This is a genomic window from Roseibium sp. MB-4, assembly GCF_053005265.1.
In genome coordinates this window covers 1,306,047-1,332,636 of the sequence record NZ_JBRKQB010000001.1, presented here as the reverse complement: position 1 = coordinate 1,332,636, position 26,590 = coordinate 1,306,047, and the positions used below count along the sequence as shown (strand labels likewise).

General features: G+C 58.5%; 19 protein-coding genes. 12 read left to right on the top strand and 7 right to left on the bottom strand.

What is annotated here, in order from left to right; all coding sequences use genetic code 11:
• The first annotated feature begins 33 nt into the window (after nt 1-33).
• Complete coding sequence (locus ACVDG4_RS06185; RefSeq protein ID WP_447234391.1) at nt 34-2,694, top strand: SH3 domain-containing protein; 2,661 nt, start codon at nt 34-36, stop codon at nt 2,692-2,694.
• Nucleotides 2,695-3,063: 369 nt separating this feature from the next.
• On the opposite strand, the gene ACVDG4_RS06180 is transcribed toward ACVDG4_RS06185, so the two are convergent.
• The gene (locus tag ACVDG4_RS06180; RefSeq protein ID WP_055670961.1) at nt 3,064-3,525 is read right to left on the bottom strand and encodes an Lrp/AsnC family transcriptional regulator; all 462 of its coding nucleotides are present in this window, start codon (nt 3,523-3,525) and stop codon (nt 3,064-3,066) included.
• A 104-nt stretch (nt 3,526-3,629) separates the two neighbouring features.
• Here ACVDG4_RS06180 and ACVDG4_RS06175 point away from each other — a divergent pair, with 104 nt between their 5' ends.
• Together ACVDG4_RS06175 and ACVDG4_RS06170 are read left to right on the top strand one after the other, a co-directional pair.
• Complete coding sequence (locus tag ACVDG4_RS06175; protein ID WP_447234390.1) at nt 3,630-5,111, top strand: aminotransferase class V-fold PLP-dependent enzyme; 1,482 nt, start codon at nt 3,630-3,632, stop codon at nt 5,109-5,111.
• 15 nt (nt 5,112-5,126) lie between these two features.
• Entirely contained in the window at nt 5,127-5,915 is a 789-nt protein-coding gene (locus ACVDG4_RS06170; protein WP_447234389.1) for a class II glutamine amidotransferase, read from the top strand.
• Here ACVDG4_RS06170 and ACVDG4_RS06165 read toward each other — a convergent pair.
• Entirely contained in the window at nt 5,905-6,285 is a 381-nt protein-coding gene (locus ACVDG4_RS06165) for a SpoIIAA family protein (protein ID WP_447234388.1), read from the bottom strand. The two genes, ACVDG4_RS06170 and ACVDG4_RS06165, sit on opposite strands and share 11 nt — an antisense overlap.
• A gap of 273 nt (nt 6,286-6,558) precedes the next feature.
• On the opposite strand from ACVDG4_RS06165, the gene ACVDG4_RS06160 reads away from it, so the two are divergent.
• Nucleotides 6,559-7,569 (top strand): hypothetical protein, encoded by a 1,011-nt coding sequence (locus ACVDG4_RS06160; protein WP_447234387.1) that lies wholly within the window; start codon nt 6,559-6,561, stop codon nt 7,567-7,569.
• 61 nt (nt 7,570-7,630) lie between these two features.
• Here the strand turns inward: ACVDG4_RS06160 and ACVDG4_RS06155 are convergent, their stop codons facing one another.
• From ACVDG4_RS06155 to ACVDG4_RS06145, 3 genes are all read right to left on the bottom strand, one after another.
• Entirely contained in the window at nt 7,631-8,254 is a 624-nt protein-coding gene (locus ACVDG4_RS06155) for an HD domain-containing protein (protein WP_447234386.1), read from the bottom strand.
• Nucleotides 8,255-8,303: 49 nt separating this feature from the next.
• A complete protein-coding gene (locus tag ACVDG4_RS06150) occupies nt 8,304-8,921 on the bottom strand; it encodes a helix-turn-helix domain-containing protein (protein ID WP_447234385.1) in 618 nt (205 codons plus the stop codon).
• A 526-nt stretch (nt 8,922-9,447) separates the two neighbouring features.
• Nucleotides 9,448-10,074, bottom strand: coding sequence for a DapH/DapD/GlmU-related protein (locus tag ACVDG4_RS06145; RefSeq protein WP_447234384.1), 627 nt, complete (start codon nt 10,072-10,074; stop codon nt 9,448-9,450).
• 386 nt (nt 10,075-10,460) lie between these two features.
• Between ACVDG4_RS06145 and phnC the strand changes: the two genes are divergently transcribed.
• From phnC to ACVDG4_RS06120, 5 genes are all read left to right on the top strand, one after another.
• Nucleotides 10,461-11,294: a phosphonate ABC transporter ATP-binding protein gene (phnC, locus tag ACVDG4_RS06140; RefSeq protein ID WP_209173395.1), complete on the top strand. Its 834-nt coding sequence runs from the start codon at nt 10,461-10,463 to the stop codon at nt 11,292-11,294.
• Between the two features lie 55 nt (nt 11,295-11,349).
• Nucleotides 11,350-12,267 (top strand): phosphonate ABC transporter substrate-binding protein, encoded by a 918-nt coding sequence (gene phnD, locus ACVDG4_RS06135; RefSeq protein WP_133950637.1) that lies wholly within the window; start codon nt 11,350-11,352, stop codon nt 12,265-12,267.
• Between the two features lie 72 nt (nt 12,268-12,339).
• A complete protein-coding gene (gene phnE / locus ACVDG4_RS06130) occupies nt 12,340-13,188 on the top strand; it encodes a phosphonate ABC transporter, permease protein PhnE (RefSeq protein ID WP_209173396.1) in 849 nt (282 codons plus the stop codon).
• Between the two features lie 15 nt (nt 13,189-13,203).
• A complete protein-coding gene (gene phnE / locus ACVDG4_RS06125) occupies nt 13,204-14,538 on the top strand; it encodes a phosphonate ABC transporter, permease protein PhnE (protein WP_447234383.1) in 1,335 nt (444 codons plus the stop codon).
• Nucleotides 14,539-14,751: 213 nt separating this feature from the next.
• The gene (locus ACVDG4_RS06120; protein WP_447234382.1) at nt 14,752-15,951 is read left to right on the top strand and encodes a lytic murein transglycosylase; all 1,200 of its coding nucleotides are present in this window, start codon (nt 14,752-14,754) and stop codon (nt 15,949-15,951) included.
• A 20-nt stretch (nt 15,952-15,971) separates the two neighbouring features.
• Here ACVDG4_RS06120 and ACVDG4_RS06115 read toward each other — a convergent pair whose 3' ends face one another.
• Both ACVDG4_RS06115 and ACVDG4_RS06110 read right to left on the bottom strand, forming a co-directional pair.
• Nucleotides 15,972-17,387, bottom strand: a complete 1,416-nt coding sequence (locus ACVDG4_RS06115) for a diguanylate cyclase domain-containing protein (protein WP_447234381.1) — start codon at nt 17,385-17,387, stop codon at nt 15,972-15,974.
• Nucleotides 17,371-17,604: a hypothetical protein gene (locus ACVDG4_RS06110; RefSeq protein WP_447234380.1), complete on the bottom strand. Its 234-nt coding sequence runs from the start codon at nt 17,602-17,604 to the stop codon at nt 17,371-17,373. Before ACVDG4_RS06110 ends, ACVDG4_RS06115 begins: the two co-directional genes overlap by 17 nt.
• A gap of 126 nt (nt 17,605-17,730) precedes the next feature.
• Between ACVDG4_RS06110 and parA the strand changes: the two genes are divergently transcribed.
• From parA to pbpC, 3 genes are all read left to right on the top strand, one after another.
• Nucleotides 17,731-18,372, top strand: coding sequence for a ParA family partition ATPase (parA, locus tag ACVDG4_RS06105; RefSeq protein ID WP_447234379.1), 642 nt, complete (start codon nt 17,731-17,733; stop codon nt 18,370-18,372).
• A gap of 159 nt (nt 18,373-18,531) precedes the next feature.
• Entirely contained in the window at nt 18,532-24,006 is a 5,475-nt protein-coding gene (locus ACVDG4_RS06100; protein ID WP_447234378.1) for an alpha-2-macroglobulin family protein, read from the top strand.
• 24 nt (nt 24,007-24,030) lie between these two features.
• Nucleotides 24,031-26,157 (top strand): penicillin-binding protein 1C, encoded by a 2,127-nt coding sequence (gene pbpC, locus ACVDG4_RS06095; RefSeq protein WP_447234377.1) that lies wholly within the window; start codon nt 24,031-24,033, stop codon nt 26,155-26,157.
• Nucleotides 26,158-26,590: the final 433 nt, after the last annotated feature.

Genomic DNA, 26,590 nt, shown 5'->3' with positions numbered 1-26,590 from the left:
GCTGGGCCGTCCGATATTTTGGGAGGTTTTGCTGTGCGTAAAGTTATTTCCGTCGCCCTGTCATCTGCCTTGGTGCTGCAAACCGTTCTTTTGAATGGTGCTCTGGCAGCACCGGCTGTCACCACGGCGAATGTGAATTTCCGTCAGGGGCCCGGGACCGGGTTTGGCTCGCTCGGCACCGTGCCGAACGGCACCCCCGTCGAACTTCAGGATTGCGACGACACCGGCGCCTGGTGCTCGGTGACCTACAATGGCCAGAACGGGTTCGTCAGCGGCAATTACCTGCAACTGACTGAAGCCGAGGATACGACCGGCTGGCCGCGCACCTACGATACAGATGCCGGCGCGACACTTGTCCTCTACCAGCCTCAGGTCACCGAATGGACGGACTTCAAAACTCTCGATGCCCTGATTGCCGCGGAATACATCAAGGACAAGGATGCGGCCCCCGTGTTTGGCGTGATCGGCGTGAGCGGCAAAACCGCGCCCGATCCGCAAGCCGGCTTGATTGATGTCTCGGACATTCAGGTGACCCGCCTTGATTTTTCCGCGCTCGACCGGACGGCGCTGTCGGATCTGTCTCTTCAAGTGGGCAAGATCCTGCCGACGGGCGTCGTGACGGTGAAGGAAGACCGCATTACCGCAAACCTGGCGGAATATAAGCGGATGGAGGATGTGGATGGCCTCAACGCCGAGGCGCCGCCGCTCTTCATCTCCTATGAGCCGGCAATCTTGGTGCAAACAGAAGGCGAACCCATCCTTGCCCCGGTTAAGGGCGATCAAGGTCTCAGTTTTGTAGTCAACACCAACTGGGACATCCTAAAGCCGGATGAAGGCTCGGACTATTATCTCCGGGATGAAAAATCCTGGCTCAAAGCATCCGAGTTGACTGGCACCTGGGAAGCGGTGATGGACCTGCCGGAGCCGATCACCAAATTGCCGGACGACGACAACTGGAAAGAAACCCGGGAGGCGATCCCGCCACAAGCCTTTCCCGACGATAAAGCTCCCAAGGTCATCTATTCCGACAAACCGGCCGAAATGATCGTCTTCGAGGGTGAGCCGAAACTGGAGCCGGTACCAGGGGGCGATCTGGAATGGGCCTCTAACACCGACCACGATGTCTTTTTCCTGAAAACCACATCGACCTGGTACATCCTCTTGTCGGGACGCTGGTTCAAGTCAGCGTCTCTCGACGGTCCGTGGGCGTTCACCACGCCTGACATGCCGTCGGGTTTCCTGAACATCCCGGAAGATGCACCTTACTATTCGGTCCGGTCGTCCATTCCCGGCACATCCGAAGCCTCGCAGGCACGGCTGAAGGCCAGCATTCCAACGACGGCGCGCGTTGAGCTGGGGTCGGTCAGCGCTGATGTTGCCTATGCAGGCGATCCGGAGTTCACGCAGATCGAGGGCACCGCGATGTCCTATGCGGTGAACACTAACGATCAGGTCATTCAGGTCGGCGCAAAATACTACGTGCTTCAGGACGGTGTCTGGTTTGTCGGTGACAGCCCGCAAGGACCGTTTGTCGTGGCGCAAGCCGTGCCGGAAGAGATCTACACCATTCCGCCATCCTCGCCGGTCTACAACGTCACCTATGTGCGGGTCTATGAGACCGAACCCAATGCCGTCTGGTACGGCTACACAATGGGCTATGTGACCGGGTTTCTGGCGTGGGGCGTCTTTGTCTACGGCACAGGCTGGTACTACCGCCCATGGTACCGTCCGGGCATCCGGCCGATCTACTTCCCGCGGCCGGTGACCTACGGGATCGGTGCCTACTACAATCCGCTTCGCGGCACCTATGGCCGGTATGGCTATGCCTATGGCCCGCGCCGGGGCATTGCTGGCGGGGGCATCTACAATCCGCGCACAGGTGGATATATCCGCGGCGGAGCGATCAGCGGCCCGCGCGGCAGTGCGGGTTTCATCTCCGCGTATAATCCCCGCACGGGCAATCGCGTCGTCGCAGGTGGTGCTCGCGGCATCTACGGCTCCTGGGGTGGGGCTGTCGTCTCCGGCCCGCAGTGGTCGCGCACGCGGGAGGTCAGGGCATCGGCGGCAAACCGGTGGCAGCAACAGGGCGGCCCGGGCCGCGCGGCTACGCTGAACCGCAGGGGCGGGGACGTCTTTGCGGGCCGCGATGGCAGTGTCTATCGCCGCGATGGACAGAACTGGCAGAAGTTTGAAGGCGGGCGCTGGAACGGGGTCGATGCGCCCTCGCGCGACGCTCTTCAAAATCGGGCACGGGATCTCGGGGCAGGAGCCGCGATTGGAGCTGGTGCCGGAGCCGCGCTTGCCAACCGGCCGGCCGGGGATCGGATCCAGAACCGGCCAAATGCGGGCCAAAGACCCAATGCCGGGCAGAGACCGAACGCGGGCCAACGTCCGAACAATGGCCAGAGGTCCAATGCCGGCCAAAGGCCGAGCAATCAAAGACCAAATGTCCAGCGGCCAGCCAACCGGCCGGAGACACGCCCGGCTCAACGTCCTGCCCAACGCCCCGCGACCCGGCCAGCACAGCGGCCGCAAGCACCGGCACATCTCAATCGGGATCGTGCGGCGCGCGAGGCCGGCAACCGTCAGGTCAACCGCCAGCGCAACGTGCAGCGGTCCCGGCCGCAACAGGCACGCCCGCAACACGGCGGCGGTGGCCGCGCCGCGCGCGGAGGCGGCGGCCGCCGGCGGTAAGGGGTTACGAGCTGTCCTTGGGGGTAGGCCAGCTGTCCGTTTCCTTTAGATTGTCACCCCGGCCAAGTGAAACGCCGAGCTGGGGCCTACTCGCGGTGCCGCTTGCGGATGACGGCGTTGGGTACGGCACGTGCTCTGGAAACGAATGGGCCCCGGATCTTCGCTTCGCTGCGTCCGGGGTGACAGTTTGAACTGGTAGGTGCGTTTCCCATCCACCGTCATGCCCGGTTTGATCGGGCATCCATTCCGTTTTGTCTCCACTTGAGCAGTCGTGCTTGGGGCAGGGTTACGCCCCCGGATCGAGGTCCGGGGCAGGCTCTTCAAGCCGGGTAATGACGGAAGTTCTTGAGCAACTGTTGCCGCACAACGTCAAATCGGCAGGTCGCGGGCGTCAGCGATGGCTTCCATGGTCATGTAGGAGGTGACCGTGTCGAGATCGACCTTGTCGATCAGCCGCTGATAAACCTGATCGAAGGCGTTCATGTCTTCGGCGACCACTTTCAACATGTAGTCGTAATCCCCGGCGAGCCTGTAGAAGTCGATCACGTTCGGGATGCGGGTGACCTCGCTGCGGAAAGTCTCCAACCACTCCTTGGAGTGGTGGCGGGTGCGGATCATGACGAAGACCGTGAGGTTCAGGCCGAGCTGCGCCGGATCAAGGCGAATCGTGTGCCCTTCGATCAATCCGCTCTCATAAAGGGTTTTCAGCCGCCGCCAGCAGGCGTTTTGGGACAATCCAACTTCCTCGGCGAGCTCCCGCTGCGACAAGCGGGCATCCCGTTGCAGGGCTCTCAGAAGCGCGCGGTCAATCTGATCGAATTTTTTCACCATTAACGATCAAATGACACAAGATGAGTCGTTGGGCAATCAAAATAGGTGCGGATTTCTGAATATGCTTGGTCGTATGATCCGTTCAAAGACATTTGGAGCAGATCATGACCCAATCTCAACACCTCGCTTCTTCCGGAACTGCGCTCGAGACCTTTAAGAGCGCTTTGAAAGGCCCGGATCTGATCGAACGGCTCCGCGCTGGGCTGATCGGAGACGGCATGGTGATTGAGGGACCGTTTGGTCCGAAAAAGATGATCTATGCCGATTATGTCGCGTCCGGCCGGGCCCTTCGGCAGGTCGAGGACTTCGTCATGGAAGAAATGCTTCCCGTCTATGCCAACAGCCACACCGAAGCCTCTTATTGCGGGATGACCATGACCCGGATGCGCGAGGCGGCGCGGTCCGAGATAGCCCGCATCAGCAGAGCCTTTGACAGCTATGCCACGGTCTTTTGCGGGTCGGGTGCGACGGCAGGGCTCAACCGGCTTGTCCATCTGCTCGGTGTCTCCGGGGCCGCGGAACGGGGCGAAAACCCGTTAGTTGTTCTCGGCCCTTACGAGCACCATTCCGACATTCTGCCGTGGCGGGAAAGCGGCGCCGAAGTCATCGAGATCAACGAGGCCGCCGACGGTGGTCCGGATCTCGTCGAATTGGACGCGGTTCTCACCGAAAAGGCAGCAGGTCGTTTGACCGTCGGCGCGTTTTCGCTGATGTCCAATGTCACCGGTATTGTGACCGATGATGTTGCCGTTACGCGGCTCTTGAAACGCCATGGTGCCTTGAGCGTCTGGGACTGTGCCGGATCGGGGCCTTATCTGCCGATCGACATGAAGCCGGGCACGGATGCAGAAAAAGACGCGGTTGTTGTCTCGCCGCACAAGTTCATCGGCGGTCCGGCCGCATCCGGCGTCATGATCGTGCGCAAGCAGGCCGTCTGCATCAAGACACCGGTGTTTCCGGGTGGCGGAACGGTGCGTTTCGTCTCCCCGTGGGGGCACGACTACTCTGAAAACATTGCCGCACGCGAAGAAGCTGGAACACCGAATGTCATTGGCGACATCCGCGCCGCGCTGGCGTTTCTGGTGAAGGAAGCCATCGGTCAGGCCGAAATGGATGCCCGCAACGAAGCTTGGCGCGCCCGGGCCCTGGCAGCCTGGCAGAAAAACCCGGCCATCGAGATCCTGGGCAATCTGGAGGCAAGCCACACCATGCCGATCTTCTCTTTCCGGGTGAAGGATCTGGAGCGCGGTGGGTATATCCACCAGCAACTCGTCACACGGATGCTGTCGGATGTTTACGGGGTTCAGGCGCGCGGCGGCTGCGCCTGCGCCGGGCCGTATGCCCACCGGTTGCTCGGCATCGACCGGTCGGAATCCGACGCCCTGCGCGATGGCATTCTTTCCGGTGAAGAACTTAAGAAACCTGGCTGGACCCGGCTCAATTTTTCCGTTCTTCTGGATGAGGTGAAAGCCGATCAGATCATCCAGGCCGTCGACCAGCTGGCGCGTAAGCCGTACCCTTTCGCAGACAGCTATGCGTGCGATGAAACGACCGCAAGGTTCAAGGCCGCACAAAAAGCTGCATAAGGATTAAGGGCGATCATGTGCCGATGGGCTGCCTGGAGCGGGGCTCCGAAATATCTGGAAGAAGTCATCTGCGATCCGGAGCATTCACTGATCGATCAGAGCCGCAATGCAACGTCTTGCAAAACATCGGTGAACGCGGACGGGTTTGGTGTTGCCTGGTATAGCGACAAGGAAACGGCGTGTCTTTATAAGGATGTGCGCCCGGCTTGGTCGGACCCGAACCTGTTGCAGATCGCAAAGCACATCCGGTCGGGGCATTTCCTGGCCCATGTGCGGGCGTCGACCGGTACGGCAACGACACGGGACAATTGTCATCCGTTTACCTTCGATCGCTGGACGTTCATGCACAACGGTCAGATCGGCGGGTATGACAAGGTCCGCCGGCGGCTCGACAATATGATCCCGGACGATCTCTACCGTGACCGTATGGGCGGCACCGACAGCGAGAGCCTCTTTTTGATTGCGCTCGCCTATGGGCTCAAACATCACCCGCGCGCGGCCATGGCCCGCGCGGTTCACGAAGCCGAAGCGTTGTCCAAGTATTCGGGCTGCACGCCGCACATGCGCTTTGCCTCTGCCTGGTCGGATGGAGAGACGCTTTATGCAGCCCGGTACGCATCAGACAGCTATCCGCCGACCCTCTATTACCGCGAGTTCAACGACGGCGTCATGGTGGTGTCCGAGCCACTGGACGAGGCGCGGAATTGCTGGATGGAAGTTCCGCACGGCCACATGATCACGGTCTCCGGCGGCAAGGTCGAGCAATGTGCTTTCCTGAGCGACGAAGAGTTGCTCACGGCGTAGGCATCGTTTCCTCGATCCAATCCCAGGCGGCGTCGAGTTCGGCGGTCGCAAAGTGTTTTTCCTTGATGCCGGCGAGGTTTGCAAAGGTGGCGTCAATGTCCACCAGCGCCGAGACAAACTTACTGTCCGTTACGACAGCGACACGCGCGATCTTGTCCATATGAGTCATGACCCACTTAATGTCGGACGCCACTGCTTTCAGTGAGACACCGACATGGTCGCCAAGAACCACCAGAAAACTGGCCTTGCCATAGGTTGAGACCAGCTCATCTGCCTTGGCAATCAGCTCTTTTTCTTCCTCTATCGTCAGCGTGCCAGAGACTTTTACGCCGAGAACAGCTCCATCGCTGCGTGGCAAAATCTCGTACATTCCAGACCTCCCGAATAGTTTGTAAGCACCTGCAAGTTTATTTGACGATCGCTGGACCCGCGTTCAAGGCGGTCCGGGTTTGTGCTTATGGTTTGGGTTGAATGCTATCGCCATTGGATTGGTTAACGCTGTCTAACAATCTGACGAAAACTCGAGTGAAGCTGCTAATCCGCCTTTAAAATGCGCCCGTTAAACTATCAGTCATAGAAAAGCGCGGCTGCCGAAAGGTGGTCGCGTTTGTTGTGATCCGGTAAAAACAATAAGAGACGTTCAATGGCGCTGGCTGACTGGAATGGATTTTACGATCCCGATACAGCGAACCTGGATACCGCCGCTGCGAGCAATGCGGCCGCGCGCATGGATTCAAGCCGCAGTTGCTATTTCTATGTGCCGTCTGCCAGCACAGACGAGGATGAACACCGCCTCGGAGCCGTCTTGCGTCTTGGCGAGTATGCAGACATCGAAGAACAGGCGTTTCAGGCCGATGATCTTGCCGAGTGGTATCCGCAACAGCACATCACCGACGAAGGTAGCAATGCGGATGCCTACAAGAATGCATCCGGTGGTGGTGACGGGATCCTGCTGGCCTGTGATGGCCGGATCCTGGTGAAGGCTGAGGAGAAGATGTATGTGGAAACCGCTGATTTCAGCCAGCAAGTCAACGGTGACTACACGGTCAATGTCGAAGGCGCAGCGTCGGTAACGAGCTCAGGAAAACTGGAAATGACTTCGTCCGCAGAAGTCGTTTCCATCTCCAGCGGGGCGGGCAAGGACATCACTTTGTCTGCAGGCGACGGCACTGGTGTGATCCAGACCAACGCGAAGGAAGAAACCAAGACGATTGCCGGTGACACCTACGAATACAATTCCGGCAACACCAAGAGTTTCACCGAAGGCAACAGCATCGACATGACCTTCGGCGGATCGCTCGCGATTTTCGGCGGCGGTGACCTGAGCATCGGGATGGGAGCGACAACCGAAATCAATGCCACCATTGCAGTGGGGGTTGCCGCGGTCACAGTCGATGTCGTCGGTGTCGCGGCCGAAGTGACAGGTAGTGAAGTTGATCTGAAAGAAATGGCGGTCAAGCTGAAAACGCTTGTGGTCAGCAACGAGACCATGGCCGCAAAGATCAAGCAGATGGTGGCGGAAATCGCCCAGCTGAAGGCGGAAAGCACCACCGTCAGCGCCGCTCAGACGACGGTGGCGGCCAAGTCCGAAACCGTTAAAGCCAAGTCTGGCGGAGTGACAGCTGATACGACCGGGCTGGTCGTCAATATTTGACCGCAATCGGTGCATATCTGCCATGACTGGACAAGAGATAAGGATCTGATACCTACGCCGTCTAAGCTTTTTGGGCGCTTTGACGGTCTCTTATGAGCTCTTTCGTTCGCACGTCGATCCCTTCGCGGATCTGGCGGGTTAGGGGAAAGACGTCAGTCCGGTCTCGTCCATAATTCAAATTGAAGGCATGGAAATCGGCATCGGCGCCCGGCATGAGCTGGTGCTGCAGCATGGTTTCCAGCTTGTCGAACGCTTTGGCAAGTTGCGCTTCCGGTGTCACGGCATCGGCGTATTCGTCCCAAAGCGCCATGAAATCATCGGCCACGTCATCGGGCAGATCGGCACACAGCGCTTGAAAGTCCTGTCTTTCGCGTTCCTGCCGGTTGTCACCGTCCGATTGGCGCGGGGCCGGAACATCACCAGAGATTGCTTCGCCAAGATCATGAAGAACACACAACTTGAGCAGCTTTTTGATATCGACACCAATGACGTCTTTCTCAAAGAGCAGAACCATCAAACACAGCCGCCAGCTGTGCTCCGCAGTACTCTCCGCTCGTCCGCTCCGGCTGGTGCCGGAGCGCAAAGTGTCCTTGAGCTGTTCGGCTGCCTGAAAAAAGGCAAGAAGACCGGTCAGCCGGCCATGGTCAATAACGGGGGCGTGGTTGCCGTCGGTTTCGCTGTTCATGGGCGGAAGTTTACTCCGGCCAACAACGCTTGACGACACGCTGAATATTTTATGCAAGCCGGGCAGGTTCGTCCCGCACAAGCCGGGCAAAGCGCCCGTCGGACAGGGCAAGGCGCGTGATCCTGATCCAGCTTTCCGGGATCGTCATTTCAGGAAAATCAGCGCGCTCTGTTGAAAAAACGATATCCGGTGCGTGAGGTTCGAACCAACCCTTGTCGCCAAGGCTCTTTTCGGCGGTCTGGATCCCTTCCGACGCATAAGGCCAAAGTGGCCGGTCCATCAGTTCTTGAACACCCGAATGCCAGTCCTGTGCACGGGCCGGGGAGACGGCAAGCAGCCGGTGGCTGAGATCGCATACCAGATGAACCGGCGCGCTGTTGCTGCTCACAAGCCCCACCAAGGCCCGGTCCGCTGCACTGTTGGGTCGCGCAAGCAACAGCCGTTCCACTTTGGAGCGGTCAAGTCCGTCAGGCTCCGAAGCACCGCTCTCCCAGCGTGAGATTTTGGATTGCGACACCCGGAGCTCATCGGCCAGCGCCTGCTGTTTTACGCGATTAAGCACCCGCCAGCGGCGAAGGGACGGGCCGAGGTTTCGCGGATTTGGGATGATGTCCAAGCTCATATTGGGGTGACTGTACCAGAAAACAGAAAGGGTGTCGGCTTTCACCAACACCCCCCTGTTCAGGTCAAGGTTATCGGACCCGGAAACCTGCCGAAGCGGGATCGATAGTCCGTCTTGATCTCAACTCGACATCAGATCTCCGAAGACATCTGGTGCCTGCCGACCCCTCATCCCCGAAGAGATTTGAAGCCTGCACCGATATTGCAGATAACCCGCTGCTCACCGGAGAGCCGGGGCGCTGGCTGCGGAGCGCTCCGCATCAAGCGCAAACTGGGTGCCTCACAGCCGGTCCGCGAGAGCCGCAAGCGGCCCCTTGGGACTGTGCCCAGACAGCGGTGACAAAAACCGTATGCTTTGGTTGGCGGTCCGAAACAGGTCTCTGCCGTGCTGTTGATTGAAGTTCACCATAGGAACTTGCCGCTGTCGAATCGCCCCTGTTAACCATTGTGACTTGTGGGGAAAGTCATCTCTTTCGTCTGAAAGCCGCAGAAAAGCGGGCCTTGTAGTGAGTTGAGTTCCCTAACGGAAATCAAATGCAAGTTAAGAAATGATTTTCCGGCAAAATAATAGGTCAGCGATACTTCTCTATGAATCCATCGATCGGCAAGTTGCGAAAATCGGGCAAGCGATCCTTCAGCTGATCGTGGCTCCAGTCCCACCAGGCGATCGCCATCAGAGCGTCTTCCTGGGTTTCCGTAAACCGGCGTTTGATTGGTTTCGCCGGAACACCGCCGACAATCGTATAGGGCGGCACGTCTTTCGACACGACCGCGCCTGCGGCAACGATAGCGCCGGTCCCGATTGTGACCCCGGCCAGAACCGTCACATTATGACCGATCCAGACATCGTGCCCGATTGTGACCCAATCGTCCCTGCGCCATTGAAAGAACTCCTGGTCATCATCACCCAGCCCATAGGCGGCTGCCCGGTAGGTGAAGTGATGTTGTGACGCGCGCCAGGTGGCGTGATTGCCGGGATTGAGCCGCACCCGCCGGGCAATCGAACAGAACTTGCCAATCGTTGACCAGACTACGTCCCCCTCCTGAACGATGTAGGAGTAATCGTCCATCTGGCTTTCGCGCATTTCGGTCAGCGCGCCGACTTCCGTCCACTTTCCGAGCTCACAGTTTTGAACGACCGCGTCTGGGTGAATATTGGGGGCTTCGGTCAGGCCGGGCTTTTGGTGCGGAGCGGACATGTTCGGTTCCATTGGTTTGTGACAGGCGCAGATGGATAGCTTTGGTCACATCATGAAGCGTGACGCTTTGATGACGTATCCATGAACTCTTTCTCTTTTCCTCAGTTTCAGTCGGTTCGAAGCACCCTGACTAATATTTCAGCGCGGAAACACGCTTCTCGGGCTTTGTTTTGCTCTTGCAACCATGATTTGCCGAGCCTTGCAGAACCCTCTGAGGAAGCAGGAAAATAAAGCCTTGTCCGGGCGCTGTGTGTGTCCCGGTAGGCCCTTGTCATTGAAATGTCATCGTTTCTTCAAGGGACTGATAAATAGCTGTCATCGCGTTGTTACGCTCGAATGGCTCTTGTCGCGCAGCAAATACGAACAAACACGGACAGGGCTGCCGCGTGATTCAATTTCAGGACGTCACCAAGACCTTTGGGTCCCGGACTGCGGTGAACAAGGTATCTTTCAACATCGACAAACCGCAGATGGTCGGCATTATCGGCCGCTCCGGTGCAGGCAAATCGACCTTGCTGCGCATGATCAACCGGCTGACGCCGGCGACCTCCGGTCAGATCCTCTTCAATGACCGCGACATTCTGAGCCTTAAAGGCGGCATGATGCGCCGTTGGCAGCGCGACTGCGCCATGGTGTTCCAGCAGTTCAATCTTGTGCCGCGCTTGGATGTGGTGACCAATGTGATGCTCGGCCGTCTGAATGGCCATGGCACGCTCAAGAGCCTCTTTAACATCTTCGACCAAGACGACGTGAAGACTGCACTTGCCGCGCTGGATCGGCTTGGCATTGCCCAGGAAGCACCCAAACGGGCTGAAGAGCTTTCCGGGGGGCAGCAGCAGCGCGTGGCGATTGCACGAGCGCTGATGCAGGATCCGCACATGATCCTGGCCGACGAGCCGATCGCTTCTCTTGATCCGATGAATGCAAAGATCGTCATGGACGCCCTTCGGGAAATCCACGAACGCGACAACAAGATCGTCATCTGCAATCTGCACACGCTCGACACCGCACGCACGTACTGCGACCGCGTGATCGGTATGCGCGACGGCTTCATCGTTTTTGATGGTGCGCCAGACGCCCTGACCACAGATGTGGCGCGCGAGATTTATGGCGCCGATGAAAGCTTCAACGAAGCGGCAACATCAACCGCCATCGATGCCGGTAAATCCGGCTCTCAAGAATCCGCCGGTGTGATGACCCCGGCGGCAGCAGCGGGCTGACCGTCTGCTCCCAAATCATCGTCATCAATTGTGAACCCTCGGGGGAGTGTCCCAAATGAAACTGGTTTCCAAAGTTGCTGCGCTGGCTGCAGTCAGCATGATCGCTCTGAACGCAACCGCTGCCGTTGCTGAAGAAATCTCCGAATTCCGCATTGGCATCCTCGGCGGCGAAAACGCTTCCGATCGTCTGCGCGCTTACACCTGCCTTGAAGAAAAGACCGCTGACCTGCTCGGTGTTCCGGTCAAGCTTTTCGCACCGGCTGACTACAACGGCGTGATCGAAGGCCTGCTCGGCGGCAACCTCGACATGGCTTGGCTTGGCGCGTCCGGCTACGCAAAAGTCTACCTGACCGATCCGGAAGCTGTTGACCCGGTTCTGGTTAAGGTCAACGTTGATGGCGGCTACGGCTACTACTCCATCGGTTTTGCCCGCAACGACAGCGAAATCAACTCGCTCGCCGACATGAAGGGCAAGGTTTTCGGCTTTGGTGACCCGAACTCCACGTCCGGTTACCTGATCCCGTCCATCGCCATCCCGCAGGAAGGCTACTCCATGGAGCCGGGCGACTATTTCGGCGACGTTAAGTTCACCGGCGGTCACGAGCAGACCATCGTTGCTGTTTCCAACGGCGACATCGACGCTGGTGTAACTTGGGCCGATGGTCTTGGTGAGTGGGAAGACGGCTACAACTCCGGCGCTCTGCGTAAGGCGTCCGATGCTGGCCTGGTCGACATGACCGAACTGCGTGAAATCTGGCGTTCGCCGGTGATCCCGGAAGGTCCGATCGTTCTTTCCAAGAAGCTTCCGGAAGACGTCAAAATCAAAATGACCGCTCTGATGGCGTCCCTGAACTCTCTGGACCCCGAGTGCGCATACGGCGTTGCTGCCGGTGAGACCAAAGGTTTCATGCCGATCACTCACGAAGCTTACGTCAACATCGTTGAAGCTCGTAAGGCAAAGAGCAAGAACTAAGCGTTCTTGAATAGCGCGCGGGCCGGTTTCCGGCCCGCGTTTTTTATGCGTGACGTTTAAAGGACATTGAAGATGGCCGTCGCTGCAATGGAAGAGGAAATCCTCTCCTTACGCAAACGCCGTCAGCTCTATTCGCTGATCGGACTTTTGTTGGTCGTTGCCGTTATGGTTTCGGGATACTCGAAATCCAACGACATGAACTCCGGCGGTTTTCTGCAGGGCCTGAGCAAGTTTTTCGATTATCCAGGCGAGATCGTGCTTGAGGCCTGGGAAGCCGGGCCAGCGTTTTTCGGTCTGATCATCCAATATCTCCCAGCCATGCTGGAAACCTTGAACATCGCGGCCGTTGCGACGCTTCTGGGGGCTGCCATGGCCGTCGTCCTGGCCATGGCCTCCACGCGCAACGTCGACAGCTGGGGCCCCTTGATCCCGGTCGTCCGCCGCATGATGGATATTATGCGCGCCTTTCCGGAACTGATCATTGCGTTGTTCCTGATCTTCGTCCTGGGCTCCAGCCCGGTTCCCGCCATGATCGCCGTCGCGTTTCATACGGCCGGTGCGCTGGGCAAACTGTTCTCCGAAGTCAACGAGAACATCGACCGCAAGCCGATCGAAGGCTTGTCTGCCTGCGGTGCCAACTGGCTGCAGCGCATCCGGTATGCAGTGATGCCGCAAGTGGCGCCGAACTACCTGAGCTACTTCCTGCTGCGTCTTGAGATCAACGTGCGGGCTTCCGCGATTCTCGGCTTCGTCGGGGCCGGCGGGATCGGCCAGGAGCTGCGGCGTACCATCGGATGGGGGCAGGGCGCAGGCGATGAAACCGCCGCGATCTTTGTACTCCTCTTCGTCACCATCATGATTATCGACCAGGCTTCGTCTTATCTGCGCGGCAAACTGGTCGGCGCCGGCAGAGCGCACTAAGAGGGATCAGCGAACATGTCCACCGATACCCTCGAACAGGTTGTCACGCCGCAAGATGTCTGGTCGAAAGTGCGTCGCCGCGCGTGGCTGACGATCCTCGTCCCGCTCGGAATTCTTGCCTATCTCACCTACACATGGTTCGCCTTTGGCGTGCCGGATCTCCTTGCGAAGGCCCAGCCGGAGCGGGCCGTTATTCTGGCAACAGATTCGGTTGCCTATAAAGTTCATGTCACCAAGCTGCTTCGCCGCGACATTCTCGAGGTCGCAATCGAAGGTGAGCGCCGCGCAACCTACGACGAAGCGGATCTGCCGGACTGGGTCGAAGTCGACGGCAAGGATGCATTCGTCGACCTCGGTGAAGGGTATCTTGTCGAGATCATCGGCAACCGGATGTCGTTCACAGTTCCAGGCTACGGAACCATCATCGGTCAGGCAACCAGCGATGGTGTCGATATCGAATTGCCGGCAGGTGAAGTTCCGGAGTGGCTTTTGACCAATCCGAAGAAACTCGACGCCCGTCCGACCCTTGATCGCCGGGTCCAGGTCACCCGGACAAAGATCGAGGTGCACAACTACTTCGGCGGTTGGGAAAACTTCTGGTTCCCGTTCGACTCGGAGTTCTACGGCAAGTCGTTCAGCCAGCTTTATGCGCTTGCCTTGAGCGCGGATCGGCTAAACCCGGACTACTCAAATCTCTGGTACATGGTTCACGACTTCCTAGAGAACCCGGACTGGCAACACGGTGAGATTTTCGTAGCTCTGTTCGAGACGATCATGATGGCAGTGCTTGGAACAATCACAGCTGCCTTGTTCGGTCTGCCGCTCGCGTTTCTCGCGGCCCGGAACTTCACGCCCTCGATGTTCCTGAGGTTCGGGGTCCGCCGTCTCTTCGACTTCCTGCGTGGCATCGACATGCTTATCTGGTCGCTGATCTTCATCCGTGCCTTCGGTCTTGGACCGTTGACTGGTGCGCTGGCGATTGCCTTCACGGATACGGGAACGCTCGGTAAGCTCTTCTCCGAAGCTTTGGAAAACATTGACAACAAACAGGTCGAAGGCGTGCGTGCCACCGGCGCAAATCAGATCCAGCGGTACCGGTTCGGTGTTATTCCGCAGATCTTGCCGGTGTTTGTTTCCCAGGTGCTCTACTTCCTGGAATCGAACACCCGTTCGGCGACGGTTATCGGCGCGCTTGGGGCCGGCGGTATTGGCTTGATGCTGGTGGAAACCATGAAAACCTCCCGCGACTGGGAGAACACCAGCTACATCATCATTCTGACCATTGTTGTCGTGATCTTGATGGATCAGACCTCCAGCTGGCTGCGCCGTAAGCTGATCGAAGGCAAATAATGGTTCTCCGCAGTCCCGGCCTTGAGCCGGGACCTACAGGGCAGAAAACAAAATCCCGGCTCCAAGCCGGGATTTTTGGTTTATCGGCCTCGAAAGGGCGCCTGTTAGTCTGATTTCCTTTGATAACGGCCAAGTTCATCTTCCTGCCGCATTTCGGTCGCGGTCCCGTGGCAGCGTTTCCGCAAGGTGATTCAAAAGCTGGCGGGACTGGGTATGCGGCGAAGATCTTCAGGTGTTTTCTCTTCGGTCATGATGTTGGCGGTTTTGGGAGCGGCCACCCTTGTAACGCCTGCCTTGGCCATTGAAAGCTGCGTTGCATCGCTGAAACAGCAGGCGATTTCGGCAGGCGTCCGGCCGGAAGTTGCCCAGAAGATGCTATCGGGCGCGAAATACGACGAGAAAGTCATCCGCTTTTCAACGGCTCAGCCGGAATTCAAGACCGAAATCTGGGACTACATGGCGTTCCTCGTTGATCCGCAGCGGATCCAGGACGGAAAAGCCAACCTGAAAAAGCACGCCCGGACACTGGACGCAGTTGAAAAACGCTACGGCGTCGACAAGCACATCGTTTTGGCGGTCTGGGGAATTGAGAGCGATTACGGCAATTTCCGCGGTGATTTTTATACGCCGCACGCCCTTGCCAATCTGGTGTGTGCCGGCAAACGCCGACAGAAGTATTTTCGCGGCGAGCTGATGAAAACGCTTCAGATTGCCTCGCGCGGCGATGTCCGGATGGACGACTTCCGAGGTTCTTGGGCCGGCGCCTTCGGTCAAACCCAGTTCATGCCGACAACGTTTGCCAGTCTTGCGGTCGATTTTGACGGAGACGGGCGCAAGGACCTTGTGAACTCTGTTCCGGATGCCTTGGCATCCACAGCGAACTTCCTGAAAAATGCCGGATGGCGCAAAAGCCGTTTGTGGGGTTTTGAGGTGAAGGTGCCCAAGGGCTATTCCGGCCCGTCCGGCCGCAAGAACTATGCCTCCATGAGCACCTGGACCAAGCGCGGTCTTAGGAATCTTGATGGCAGCACCTTCAAAAGCAAGGCAGACACGGCGTTGATCCGGCCTGCAGGTGCGAATGGCCCGGCTTTTCTCGTAACGCGTAATTTCAAGGCGCTCCGGTCTTACAACGCGTCAACGTCTTATGGTCTCGCAATCGCGGTGCTGTCTGAGCTTGTTTCCGGCGGCGATCCGATCATGACGCCTTGGCCGACAGACAACCCGGGTCTTTCCAGAGCGCAGCGTTTGGAGCTGCAAAAGCTTTTGAACAGGAACGGCTTCAATGTTGGTGAGCCCGACGGCAAGGTTGGCCCGATGACGCGGAAGGGCATTCGGGCTGCGGAAGCGAAGTATGGCATGCCCGTCACCGGCCGTCCCTCCTGGAACGTCTATTACGCACTCGGCGGGCGGTAAAAGAAATCAGGCTGACCTTATTAGCCGGTTTTTGCGGGAAGCGGTTCCATGAACGCCTGATTGCGGCCAGAGCGTTTGGCGGCATACATCGCCTCGTCCGCTGCCTGAAGAAGGCTGCGTTCCAGATTGGGCCGGATTCTGGTAACTGAAATCCCGATACTCGCACCGACCGCCTCTTGATCGCCGGGCAAATCTATCGGCTGGTTGATCCGGTCAAGGATATCTTGCGCGAGCTTTGTCAGCTCGCCCTGATCCGTTCTTATCGTTGAGGCCACCAGAAACTCGTCGCCGCCCATGCGCACTAGGAGTTCCTGGTCAAGTAGGAGCGTTCCCAAGCGTTCACTGATGACCTTGATGACTTCATCGCCTGTTGCGTGACCAAACCGGTCATTGATGGATTTGAAGCCGTCAAGGTCGATAAGAAGGGCCGCAATTTCTTTAGCGCTGTTATCGGACTGTTCCGCCCGGCCGAAATACTGGGTCATCATGCGCCTGTTTCCGATGCCGGTCAGCGCATCGTGCAGTGCGTTGTGTTCAATACGCCGGTTCAACATCTGCAGCGTCTCATTGGCCTGGACCAATTCTGTATTCAGCCGGACGCTTTGATCGCGAAGCTCGCGTTCGTACTCCGCGCTGCGGCGGGCGAGCTGGTACTCCAGTTGGCTGCGCAGTTCATAGCTTTGCCGGTGTGCTTCAACCTTGAACTGGGTCGCCTGCATCTCGGCATAGACTTTGAGATGTGCGAGCGCCTGCTGGTACGTGCCCATGGCTTCGTGGGTCTGGGAGAGGTGCAGGTGAAAGTTCCGGATCCAGAGGTGATAATCGAACGCGGTCGCTTCTGTAAGGCCCTGTTCGAAGACTTTCAGCGCGTCCGCCGGTCGTTTCTCTTTCAAGTAGCTTGAACCGATTGCAAAATGCAGCTGGCAAGTGACCCGCGGATCATCGCTGAAAACAGCCGCTGCCAGACCTCTCTCAGCTTCTTCGCGGGCCTTTTCATAGTCTCTGCTGGCAACAAGCGCGCCGGCATAAACTTCCTCGGCATAGGGCAGCATGATTGCGTTCCGCCGCGAGCGGTTCTGTTCAACACTCTGCCGACCTGCATCGAGTGCAGCATCAATGTTCCCGGCAAGGCAATTGACACGGCAAAGATTGTGCAACACGCGACCGGGTTCAAAATAAAGACCGGCGTCCTCTGCGATCTGCAAGGCATCCCGAAGGTGCGTCAAGGCTTCGTCATAGTTTTCCGAGTACTGGCGTAGGGTTGCAAGGATCGTCAGAACCTCAATACCGGCACCGCTTTCCGCATGCGAACCAAGGGTTTCAAAGCCGTCTTTAAGGAACTCGTCTGCAAGCTTGTGGTCGCCGAGGCTGTAGGCACAAACGGCCTTGACCACGAGAAGCTCTGCCCATCCTTCCGGGTCAGACTGTTTGGACATTGACCGGAGTGCCACGTCCGCCAATTCGCCTGCGGCTTTGAAGTTTCCACGCCAGCGTTCCAGCCAGGACAGATTGAACGCCAGAGGCCGCCCGTCCAAGACTGGCACCGTTCGGGTATCGATGGCTCTGTTCAATAAAGCCCTGCAAAGTGCCGGGTTTCTCCAGCGCAGCGCCCATGTCCTGGCTTGCAGACTTGTCAGGTTCAGTCTCCGGCAAGTTTCACAACTACTAGTTATAATTATCACTGGTACCAATGATCTAACGGTTAACGAAACACGGTTTTCTACGTGTTGCAATGCGAAACAGTGCAGCGCAATATGGCGGTGAAACAAGGAGGTGTTGATGTCCGGACGAATTCTTACAGTTGCTCAGCAAAAAGGCGGGTCCGGAAAGACAACTCTGGCGGCCCATCTTGCTGTTGCACTTGCGGCGAAATCCGGAGAACCGGTGGCTGTTCTCGACGTGGATCCACAGGGCTCGTTGGGCACTTGGTATGAGGCCCGCGAAGAAACGCTCGGCGAAGATGAAACCGGATTGGAATTTCGCACCGCCTCCGGGTGGGGTGCTCGGCGGGAAGCCCGGTCTCTGGCCCGGTCGCATGGGTACGTGATCATCGACACACCACCGAAAACCGATACGGATGCCAAGCCCGCAATTGATGCCGCCGACTTTGTGATCGTGCCAATCCAGCCAACGCCGGTCGACCTGTGGGCGACATCCCAGACCATCGATCTGGCAGCCCGGGAAGATACCCCGGCACTTCTTGTCATGAACCGGGTGCCGCCTCGAGCTTCCTTGACCGGCGAAATGGCCGATGCAATTGCCGCATCCGGCTATGACACTTTGGGCGCACGACTTGGAAACCGCACCGTGTTTGCGTCTGCCATGGGCCGGGGAGCGTCCGTGACTGAAAACGCGCCGTCCAGCAAAGCCGCTCAGGAAGTCAACCAACTGATTGAAGAGTTGGTCGCCCGCGTCGGCTGATGCTGCCGCAAGGTTTGCGTTTCAGAAAAATTGCCTTGTCCTCGTCATCTTCCGGTGCCTTCATAGCTGAAGTTATTCGGCCCGGGAGGACTGGCCATGTGGCGTTTTTTGAATAATTCTTCGCAAAATCAATCGGATAGATCTGATTTCAGATTCTCTTTGTTAATCGCAGGGGCAATCCTGACGAGCGGAGCGGCAATTGGTGCATTCACCGAAACCGCCCACGCCCAGGATCGGCGGATCGTCACCATTGAGGGGGCGGATTTCTTCGGCGGCGATTATCAGACGGTCAAGGATGTGGATCTTGAAGGTTGCAAGACGGCGTGTCTGAGCGACAACCAGTGCCAAGCCTTTACCTACAACACCAGTGCCGGGTGGTGTTTTCTTAAATCCTCCGCCGGGCAGATGCAGAGTTTTGCCGGTGCGGTTGCCGGGCGCGTGGTCGAGGTCCAGAGATCGATCTTTGCGACCACCGGTGAAAGAAAGGCTGAGCTTGATTTTCTAAGCCGTGACACTTTGGAAGCAGCAGAAACCTATTTGCAGCGGATCGAAGAGACGGTCCGGCCAAACAGCACCGATGCAGATGAAATCCGCCGCAATGGTTCAAACGCGCTTGCCAACAACAACAACGCTCTGGCAGAGGCCGATTTCCTCCAGCTGATCGCATTGGACCCAGCGCGGTTTGATCCGTGGGTTCAACTGTCGACAGCGCTCATTCTGCAAGACCCAAACGATTGGCAGGAGCGGGAAACGAAACGCAAGAACCTCGTTTCGGCCGCGGTCAACGCCTATTTGCGGGCTGGAACGCCTGAGGAAAAGGCCTTTGCGCTCGAATATCTGGGTCGCGGTCTTTCCCTTCGACAAGACTACAAAGCAGCCATTAAGTCTCTTCGCGCCTCGCTTGCATTCGAAGAACGGGGCTCCGTGCGCCGGCGCTACGACAAACTGATGGCGGAGCATGGCTTCCGGATCGTCGATCATCAGGTCGATTCGGACAGTGCCACGCCGCGGATCTGTCTGGTGTTTTCGCAGAAGCTGCCGGTCGGGGAAGATCTGAGCCCTTATGTTTCTGTCCGGGGCGACGGCACCGTGTCGATTGAAACCGATGGATCTCAGGTTTGCGCCGAAGGTGTGCGCCACGGCGCGCGCTATCAACTGACTGCGCGTAGCGGCCTGCCGGCAGCTGACGGAGAAGTGCTCGAAAAGTCTTCAGATCTCTCGATTTACGTCCGGGACCGCAGCCCGTCGGTCAACTTCCTTGGCCGCTCTTATGTGCTTCCCGCAGGTGGGGATCCGACGATCCCGATCGTTTCGGTCAATACCATCGAAGTTGAAGCAACCATCTACCGGATCGGCGACCGGTCAGTGGCCGATGTCCTGAGAGACAACCGCTTCCTGCGCCAACTGGGCAGCTATCAGGCTGACCAGATCGAGGAAGATCTCGGGGAAAAGGTCTGGAGCGGTGTCGTCGAGACCGGCAATGAGCTCAATCAGGACATCACGACAGCCATCCCGTTATCCGAAACCGGGCTTGAGATGAAGCCCGGGATTTACGCCATGACCGCAAGGTCAAAGCTGGACGTAAAGAACCAGTGGGGCCCGCTCGCAACACAGTGGTTCCTCGTTTCTGATCTTGGGCTTACCGCCATGTCCGGTACGGATGGAATTGCGGCGAATGTCCGGTCCCTGTCCAGCGCTGAGGCGCTGACAGGCGTCAGTGTCCGGCTGATAGCTGTCAACAACGAGATCCTCGGAACGAGTGAAACCGATGCAGACGGGTTTGCCAGGTTCGCCGCAGGTCTGACCCTCGGGCGCGGGGGCAGTGCGCCGGGCATTCTGGTCGCAGAAACGGCAGAGGGCGATTACGGCTTCCTGGATTTGCGCAAACCCGCCTTTGATCTGTCAGACCGCGGCGTCGACGGACGCCCGGCACCCGGTCCCTTGGACGTCTTCGCCTGGTCTGATCGTGGCATCTACAAGGCTGGTGAGACCGTTCATGCGCAGGCCTTGCTCCGAACAGCGAAGGCCGAAGCACAGACCGGTTTGCCGCTGACATTCATTGTCCGGCGCCCGGACGGGGTCGAACATGCGCGGTACACACTGCAGGATGGCGGTCTCGGCGGATATGTTCAGGACATTGATTTGAGCTCGACGGCGCAGCAAGGCATTTGGTCCTGGCAGGTCCTGCTTGATCCGGACGGCGAGGCGCTGGCGGACAAGACCTTCCTTGTCGAGGACTATCAGCCGGAGAGGGTCGATTTCACCCTGGAAACGGCCTCCGAAACCTTCAGCCTAACTGCGTCGATCGATGTCTCATTGTCGGCGAAGTTTCTTTACGGATCGCCCGCCAGTGGCCAATCGCTGGAAGGTGACGTGATCGCGCGCCCGGTGCGCACGATGGAGGCATATCCGGGATACCGTTTTGGCATTGAAGACTCGGACGCTTATTCTGAGCGCACGCGCTTGCCGTCCGGGCTTCGAACAGATGATCAAGGCGCGTTGACCTTCGCTGCCGATTTGCCGGAGCTGCCGGAGACAACGGGTCTTTATGACGCCGAGATTGTCGCCCGTCTTGTGGAAACCGGGGGACGTTATGTTGAGCGGACGCTGGATCTGCCAGTCAGCCTCGACGGGCCGCGCATCGGGATCCGGCCCGCCTTCGACGGCGGTGTCGATGAGGGTGGTCCTGCCGACTTTACAGTAATTGTGATTGGCGAAACCGGCGAGCGGATCGCGGCAAACAGCTTGAGCTGGACGCTGTCCAAGGTCGACCGGCGCTACCAATGGTACCGGCTGGATGGCCGTTGGTCGTACGAGCCGATCACCTCGACCCGCCGGATCTCGACAGGAACCCTGGATGTGTCGGACTCCCAACCGGCCAGCCTGTCGCTCCCTGTTGAATGGGGCGAGTACCGTCTGGACATTGAAGGCAGCGGCACGCTGCAGACCGCAACACGGGTGGCCTTTCAGGCGGGCTGGTACACCGCCAATGCGACATCCGACACGCCGGACTATCTCGATGTCGGGCTCGACAAGGAAAATTACCGGCCAGGTGAAATTGCAAAACTTCGCTTGAAACCGCAAATGGCGGGTACAGCCGTGATCAACGTGGTGTCTGGCGGCCTTCTCTCCACCCAAACAATAGACGTCTCCGGAGAAGAGACGGAGGTCGACATTCCGGTGGACGCGGCCTGGGGGGCAGGGGCCTACATCACGGCCAGCCTCTACCGGCCGATGGACGTCGATCAAGCCCAGATGCCGTCGCGCGCCATGGGGCTCTCCTGGCTGCAGGTCGACCCCGGTAATCGGGATCTTATAGTTGCGATGGATCTGCCGTCGATGATCCGGCCACAAACCCGGCTGGATGTTCCGGTCCAACTTGCCAATCTGGCCGCAGGTGAAGAGGCTTACATCACGGTTGCTGCGGTGGACGTCGGAATACTCAACCTGACAGCCTATGAAACGCCGGCCCCTGAAAAATGGTATTTCGGTCAGCGGCGCCTCGGAAGCGATATCCGCGATCTTTACGGACAGCTCATTGACCGAATGTCTGGCGCACGGGGCAAGGTTCGCTCCGGCGGAGACGGTATGGGGATGCGTTTGGATGCGCCGCCGCCGGATGATGAACCTGTGGCGTTGTTCTCAGGCCCTGTGAAAGTTGATGACAATGGCGAGGCACTCGTCTCGTTTGATTTGCCTGACTTTAACGGTGCCTTGCGCGTGATCACCGTGGCCTGGAGCAAATCCGGTGTCGGTCATGGGGAACAAGAGATCGAGGTGAGGGCGCCGGTCGTTATGACGGCGAGCACACCGGCCTTTCTTGCCCCGGGCGATACATCCCGGCTGGTTCTGGAAATCGACCCGGTCGATGCCCCGTCAGGTGCCTACGATCTGGAGCTGACTGCAAGCAACGGGTTGAGCCTCGGAGACGGTACGAGCGAGCCCAGAGTTCTCGATCTGGAGACGGGCAAGAAAGCACAAGTCATTCTGCCGATGGCGGCCGGCGACGCACTGGGAAGCGCCGAAATCGTTGCCTCCCTGACCGGGCCCGACGCCCAAACCGTCGTCAAGCGGATCAATCTCGATATCAAGGACACCCAGCCTGAAGTTCTGCGCAGTTACGCGTTCGATTTGGCGCCGGGGAACAAGCTTGAGGTAGACGCCGCCAGCTTTGACGATCTGCGCGGAGACAGTGTGAAGGTCACGCTGACAGCCGGTGGGGCGGCACGCATAGATGTCGCTGGCCTTCTGGCAGCACTGGATCGGTATCCGTATGGCTGTACCGAGCAGACCACCAGCCGGGCGTTGCCGCTGCTATACTTGAGCGACGTTGCCGAAGCAGCCGGCCTTGGCGGAGACGATGAAATTCGTGAACGGGTGGTCAAGGCGATTGCCGCCGTTCTTGCCAATCAGTCCTCTGGCGGATCCTTCGGGCTCTGGAGCAGCTATGGCAGTGGTGGAACCTGGCTTGATGCTTATGTTGCCGACTTCCTGACCCGGGCGCGGGAAAAGGGCTACCTGGTTCCAGATCTCGCCTTCACGTCCGCGCTCGACAATCTGGAAAACAGGCTTGCCTACGCGTCGGACTTTGAAAGTGGTGGTGAGGACATTGCCTATGCGCTTTATGTCCTGGCGCGCAATGGCCGGGCCTCCATGGGGGATCTTAGATACTATCTGGACGCCAAACTGCAGAACTTTGCGACACCGCTCGCCAAGGCGCAGCTTGCGGCCGGTCTTGCGCTCTACGGTGAAGACGAACGGGCCGCCACTGGATTTGGGGCCGCTCTTGATGCATTGGATCGGACAGCATCCAGCACTTACCGGGAAGACTTTGGATCAAAGCTTCGCGATGCGGCTGGTGTCACTGATTATGTGGTGACGGCTTCTGTCAGTGAGCAGTTGAACACCCGCGCGGTTTCAGAACTGACATCGGTGGACAGCAGCGCCCGGAGCCGGTCAACACAGGATATGGCGTGGTTGCTGCTCGCAGCGAATGCGCTGAACGAGTCGGCGGAAGAGGCCCGCCTGTCTGTGGATGGTGTGGAAACACCGGGCCGGCTTGCCTGGACACTTGGCTTTGACGAGTTGAAGTCCGGCCAGGTGGATGTCCGCAATGCCGGCGAAAAGCCAACTGAAGTGCTGATGTCGATTGCCGGTCAGCCGCTTAGCCCGGAACCGGCTGGCGGCAAGGATTATGCCGTCGAACGGACACTCTATGACCTCGATGGCAATGTCATTGACCCGTCCGCGGTGCCCGTGAATACCCGGATCGCCGTTGTCCTGACCGTACGGCCGCTCTCTGATCAGCCGGGCAGGTTGATGGTCGTCGACCGTTTGCCCGCAGGGCTTTCAATCGACAATCCGCGTCTGGTGCGTTCCGGTGATCTCGGCGGCTTGTCATTCCTTTCAACGATCGACCAACCGGATTACAGCGCGTTCTATTCCGACCGGTTCGAAGTCTCGGTCGATGAAAGCAATTGGGGCAACCGGGAGCTGACCTTTGCGTATCTCGCGCGCGCGGCGACACCGGGGACGTTCACGCATCCACCGGCTTCGGTTGAAGACATGTACCGGCCGGACCGGCGGGCCATCACGGAAACCGCCCGTTTCGTGGTGCTTGGACCGACCAGGTAGAAACGCTGTACGGTGCGTGAGCGGATGAAACGACGGTCACTGAAACGATGGGGGCTCATTGCTGGCGCTGGTGGTCTTCTGGCACTCGGCACCGCTGCCTGGACCGTTTTTGCAGACTATCGGCAACTGCCGCCTTTGCCGAAGGTCTCCGACCTGTCTGTGTCAACCGTTGTTCTTGATCGTGAAGATCGCTTACTGCGGGCTTTCACGAGCACTGATTCCAAATGGCGCTTGCCCGTCGATCTCAACGAAATTGATCCGATCTATTTCGAACTGCTGCTCGCCTATGAGGACAATAGGTTCCGCCAGCATGGCGGTGTTGATGTTTTGGCGCTGGGCCGCGCCGCTTTGCAGGCAATTGCCAGCGGCCAGCTTGTCTCCGGTGGCTCGACACTGACAATGCAGGTTGCACGGCTTCTGGACGAGACGCCGACCAAGTCGCTGAAACGAAAGTATCAGCAGATCCTGAAAGCTGTTCAGCTGGAGCAGGTGGCAACCAAGGACGAGATCCTGCATCTTTATGCCTTGCGCGCACCCTTTGGCGGCAATCTGGAAGGGGTCCGGGCGGCAAGCCTCACATGGTTCGGCAAGGAACCGCGGCGTTTGACCCCGGCCGAAGCGGCCCTTCTTGTGGCCTTGCCGCAAAGCCCAGAGAACCGGCGCCCCGACAGGCATCCCAAAAATGCACTGAAGGCCCGCAACCGTGTTCTAGCGCGTGCAGTCCGGGAAGGTGTGCTGGGTGAAGAGGAAGCTAGATCCGCAGCCAACGAACCACTTCGGGCCGAGCGGCATCCAATGCCGCTGCTCGCAGCCCATGAGACCCGGGAGGCAAGGGCCGCCTATCCTTCCGAGCCGGTTCTGCGTCTGACACTGGAAAGGGACTTGCAACAGGCCCTGGAAGATCTCGCTCGCCGGCGGGCGGCGGTCATGCCTGCACCGCTGTCGATCGCGATGGTGGTTGCGGATCATAAGTCCGGCGAGATCCTGGCAAGCGTTGGCGCACCCGACCTTCTGGATGAAAGCCGGGAAGGGCACGTGGACATGACCCGGGCAAGCCGGTCACCCGGGTCTGCCTTGAAACCCTTTATATATGGGCTCGCCTTTGAAGAGGGGATTGGCCAGCCGGACAGCCTGATTGTCGACAGGCCAACCAACATCGCCGGTTATCGTCCTACCAATTTTGATCGGGGCTATCAGGGAACGGTCACTTTGGATGAGGCCCTGCAACTCTCCTTGAACACACCTGCTGTCCAGCTCTTGGAATCAGTTGGTCCGACCAAACTTCTTGCCCGGTTGAGACGGGCGGGCGTTCAGCCGCAGCTGGAACCAGGCAGTGCGCCGGGGCTTGCCATTGGTCTTGGGGGAATCGGATTGTCGCTCCGCGACCTCACCCAGACCTATGCCGCTCTCGCACGGCGCGGAGATCCGGTTGAGCTGCGATCCTGTCGATACCCATGCAAGTCTGATTCGGGAGCTGCGCGGCAGGCCATGCCGGTTCTGAACGAGAAGTCGGCGTATCAAGTCACTGACAGTCTGTCCGGCTTGCCGCAGCCTCTCAATCCAGCAAAAGGGGCCATCGCCTACAAAACCGGCACGTCCTATGGCTATCGCGATGCCTGGGCTGTTGGATATGACGGCCGCTATGTGGTCGGCATCTGGACAGGCCGGGCCGATGGGTCGCCAGTCCCGGGCCAAACCGGTGCGTCGTCAGCGGTGCCAATCCTCCATGAAGCTTATCAGTCTTTGGCCGCGGGGCGGGAACCTTTGCCCAAGCCGCCGGAAGACATCGCTCACGCCGCGAAGCGGCCACTTCCCGAACCGCTGCGGTATGCCCGTGTCAAATCCCGTCCAAAGATGACCAGGACTGCCAGCCGTTTGGGAATCACCTTCCCGCCGGATGGTGCAAGACTGCAGATTGGCAGGGCCTCCTCTGAAGGCGCACATCCAATGGTCGTCAAGTTTGACGGCGGTCAACGGCCGTTCCGGCTTTTTGTAAACGGAACACCGACGGGCAAGGCCACATTTGAACGCCGATTCTTATGGAACGCGCCCGGTTCCGGCTTTGCCGACCTCATGATTCTGGACGGGAAGGGGCAGACGTCCAAGGTGTCGATCGTCCTAGAGGCAATACAAAGCCCGGAAAAACCTTAGTTACCGGAACCGCAGTCAGCGGCTTTCCTCTGGAATTACGATTTACGGGCGCTCTGCGACCGGAGTTGAGGTGGGAAGCGATTCCTTGGCGCGATTCCGGTCTCTGGGGGCGTCGAACCCATGCTGCTCTGTGGAGCAAGACCAGCTTGGAAACCCCTTTTAACACCCTCAAACGTCTCTAAATCCTACCAAATCCTAAACGTCGGGGCTGATTTTGTGACATTCACGCAACACCGGTTTCTGAAAACCCTGCCCTGCGGCTCCAAACCGGATTTCTGAGTTGAACGGCAGATCGGGATGCGTATGGTCACAACTGCGAGCGGCTTCGGGCCGCACTGATTTGCATACCGCGGACGTCCAACCTCCGGCAGGAAGCAAATACAGAAATTATTCGCGGGGATAATGGCATCACTTTGATGCTGGCAAATTTGAC

Coding starts and splice junctions, on each gene's coding strand:
- ACVDG4_RS06170 (WP_447234389.1), top strand. CDS start 5,127: ATGTGCCGATGGGCTGCCTGGAGCGGGGCTCCGAAATATCTGGAAGAA.
- pbpC (WP_447234377.1), top strand. CDS start 24,031: ATGAAACGACGGTCACTGAAACGATGGGGGCTCATTGCTGGCGCTGGT.
- ACVDG4_RS06160 (WP_447234387.1), top strand. CDS start 6,559: ATGGCGCTGGCTGACTGGAATGGATTTTACGATCCCGATACAGCGAAC.
- ACVDG4_RS06155 (WP_447234386.1), bottom strand. CDS start 8,254: ATGAACAGCGAAACCGACGGCAACCACGCCCCCGTTATTGACCATGGC.
- ACVDG4_RS06120 (WP_447234382.1), top strand. CDS start 14,752: ATGCGGCGAAGATCTTCAGGTGTTTTCTCTTCGGTCATGATGTTGGCG.
- ACVDG4_RS06115 (WP_447234381.1), bottom strand. CDS start 17,387: ATGTCCAAACAGTCTGACCCGGAAGGATGGGCAGAGCTTCTCGTGGTC.
- phnE (WP_209173396.1), top strand. CDS start 12,340: ATGGCCGTCGCTGCAATGGAAGAGGAAATCCTCTCCTTACGCAAACGC.
- ACVDG4_RS06180 (WP_055670961.1), bottom strand. CDS start 3,525: ATGGTGAAAAAATTCGATCAGATTGACCGCGCGCTTCTGAGAGCCCTG.
- ACVDG4_RS06165 (WP_447234388.1), bottom strand. CDS start 6,285: ATGTACGAGATTTTGCCACGCAGCGATGGAGCTGTTCTCGGCGTAAAA.
- phnE (WP_447234383.1), top strand. CDS start 13,204: ATGTCCACCGATACCCTCGAACAGGTTGTCACGCCGCAAGATGTCTGG.
- ACVDG4_RS06175 (WP_447234390.1), top strand. CDS start 3,630: ATGACCCAATCTCAACACCTCGCTTCTTCCGGAACTGCGCTCGAGACC.
- parA (WP_447234379.1), top strand. CDS start 17,731: ATGTCCGGACGAATTCTTACAGTTGCTCAGCAAAAAGGCGGGTCCGGA.
- ACVDG4_RS06145 (WP_447234384.1), bottom strand. CDS start 10,074: ATGTCCGCTCCGCACCAAAAGCCCGGCCTGACCGAAGCCCCCAATATT.
- phnD (WP_133950637.1), top strand. CDS start 11,350: ATGAAACTGGTTTCCAAAGTTGCTGCGCTGGCTGCAGTCAGCATGATC.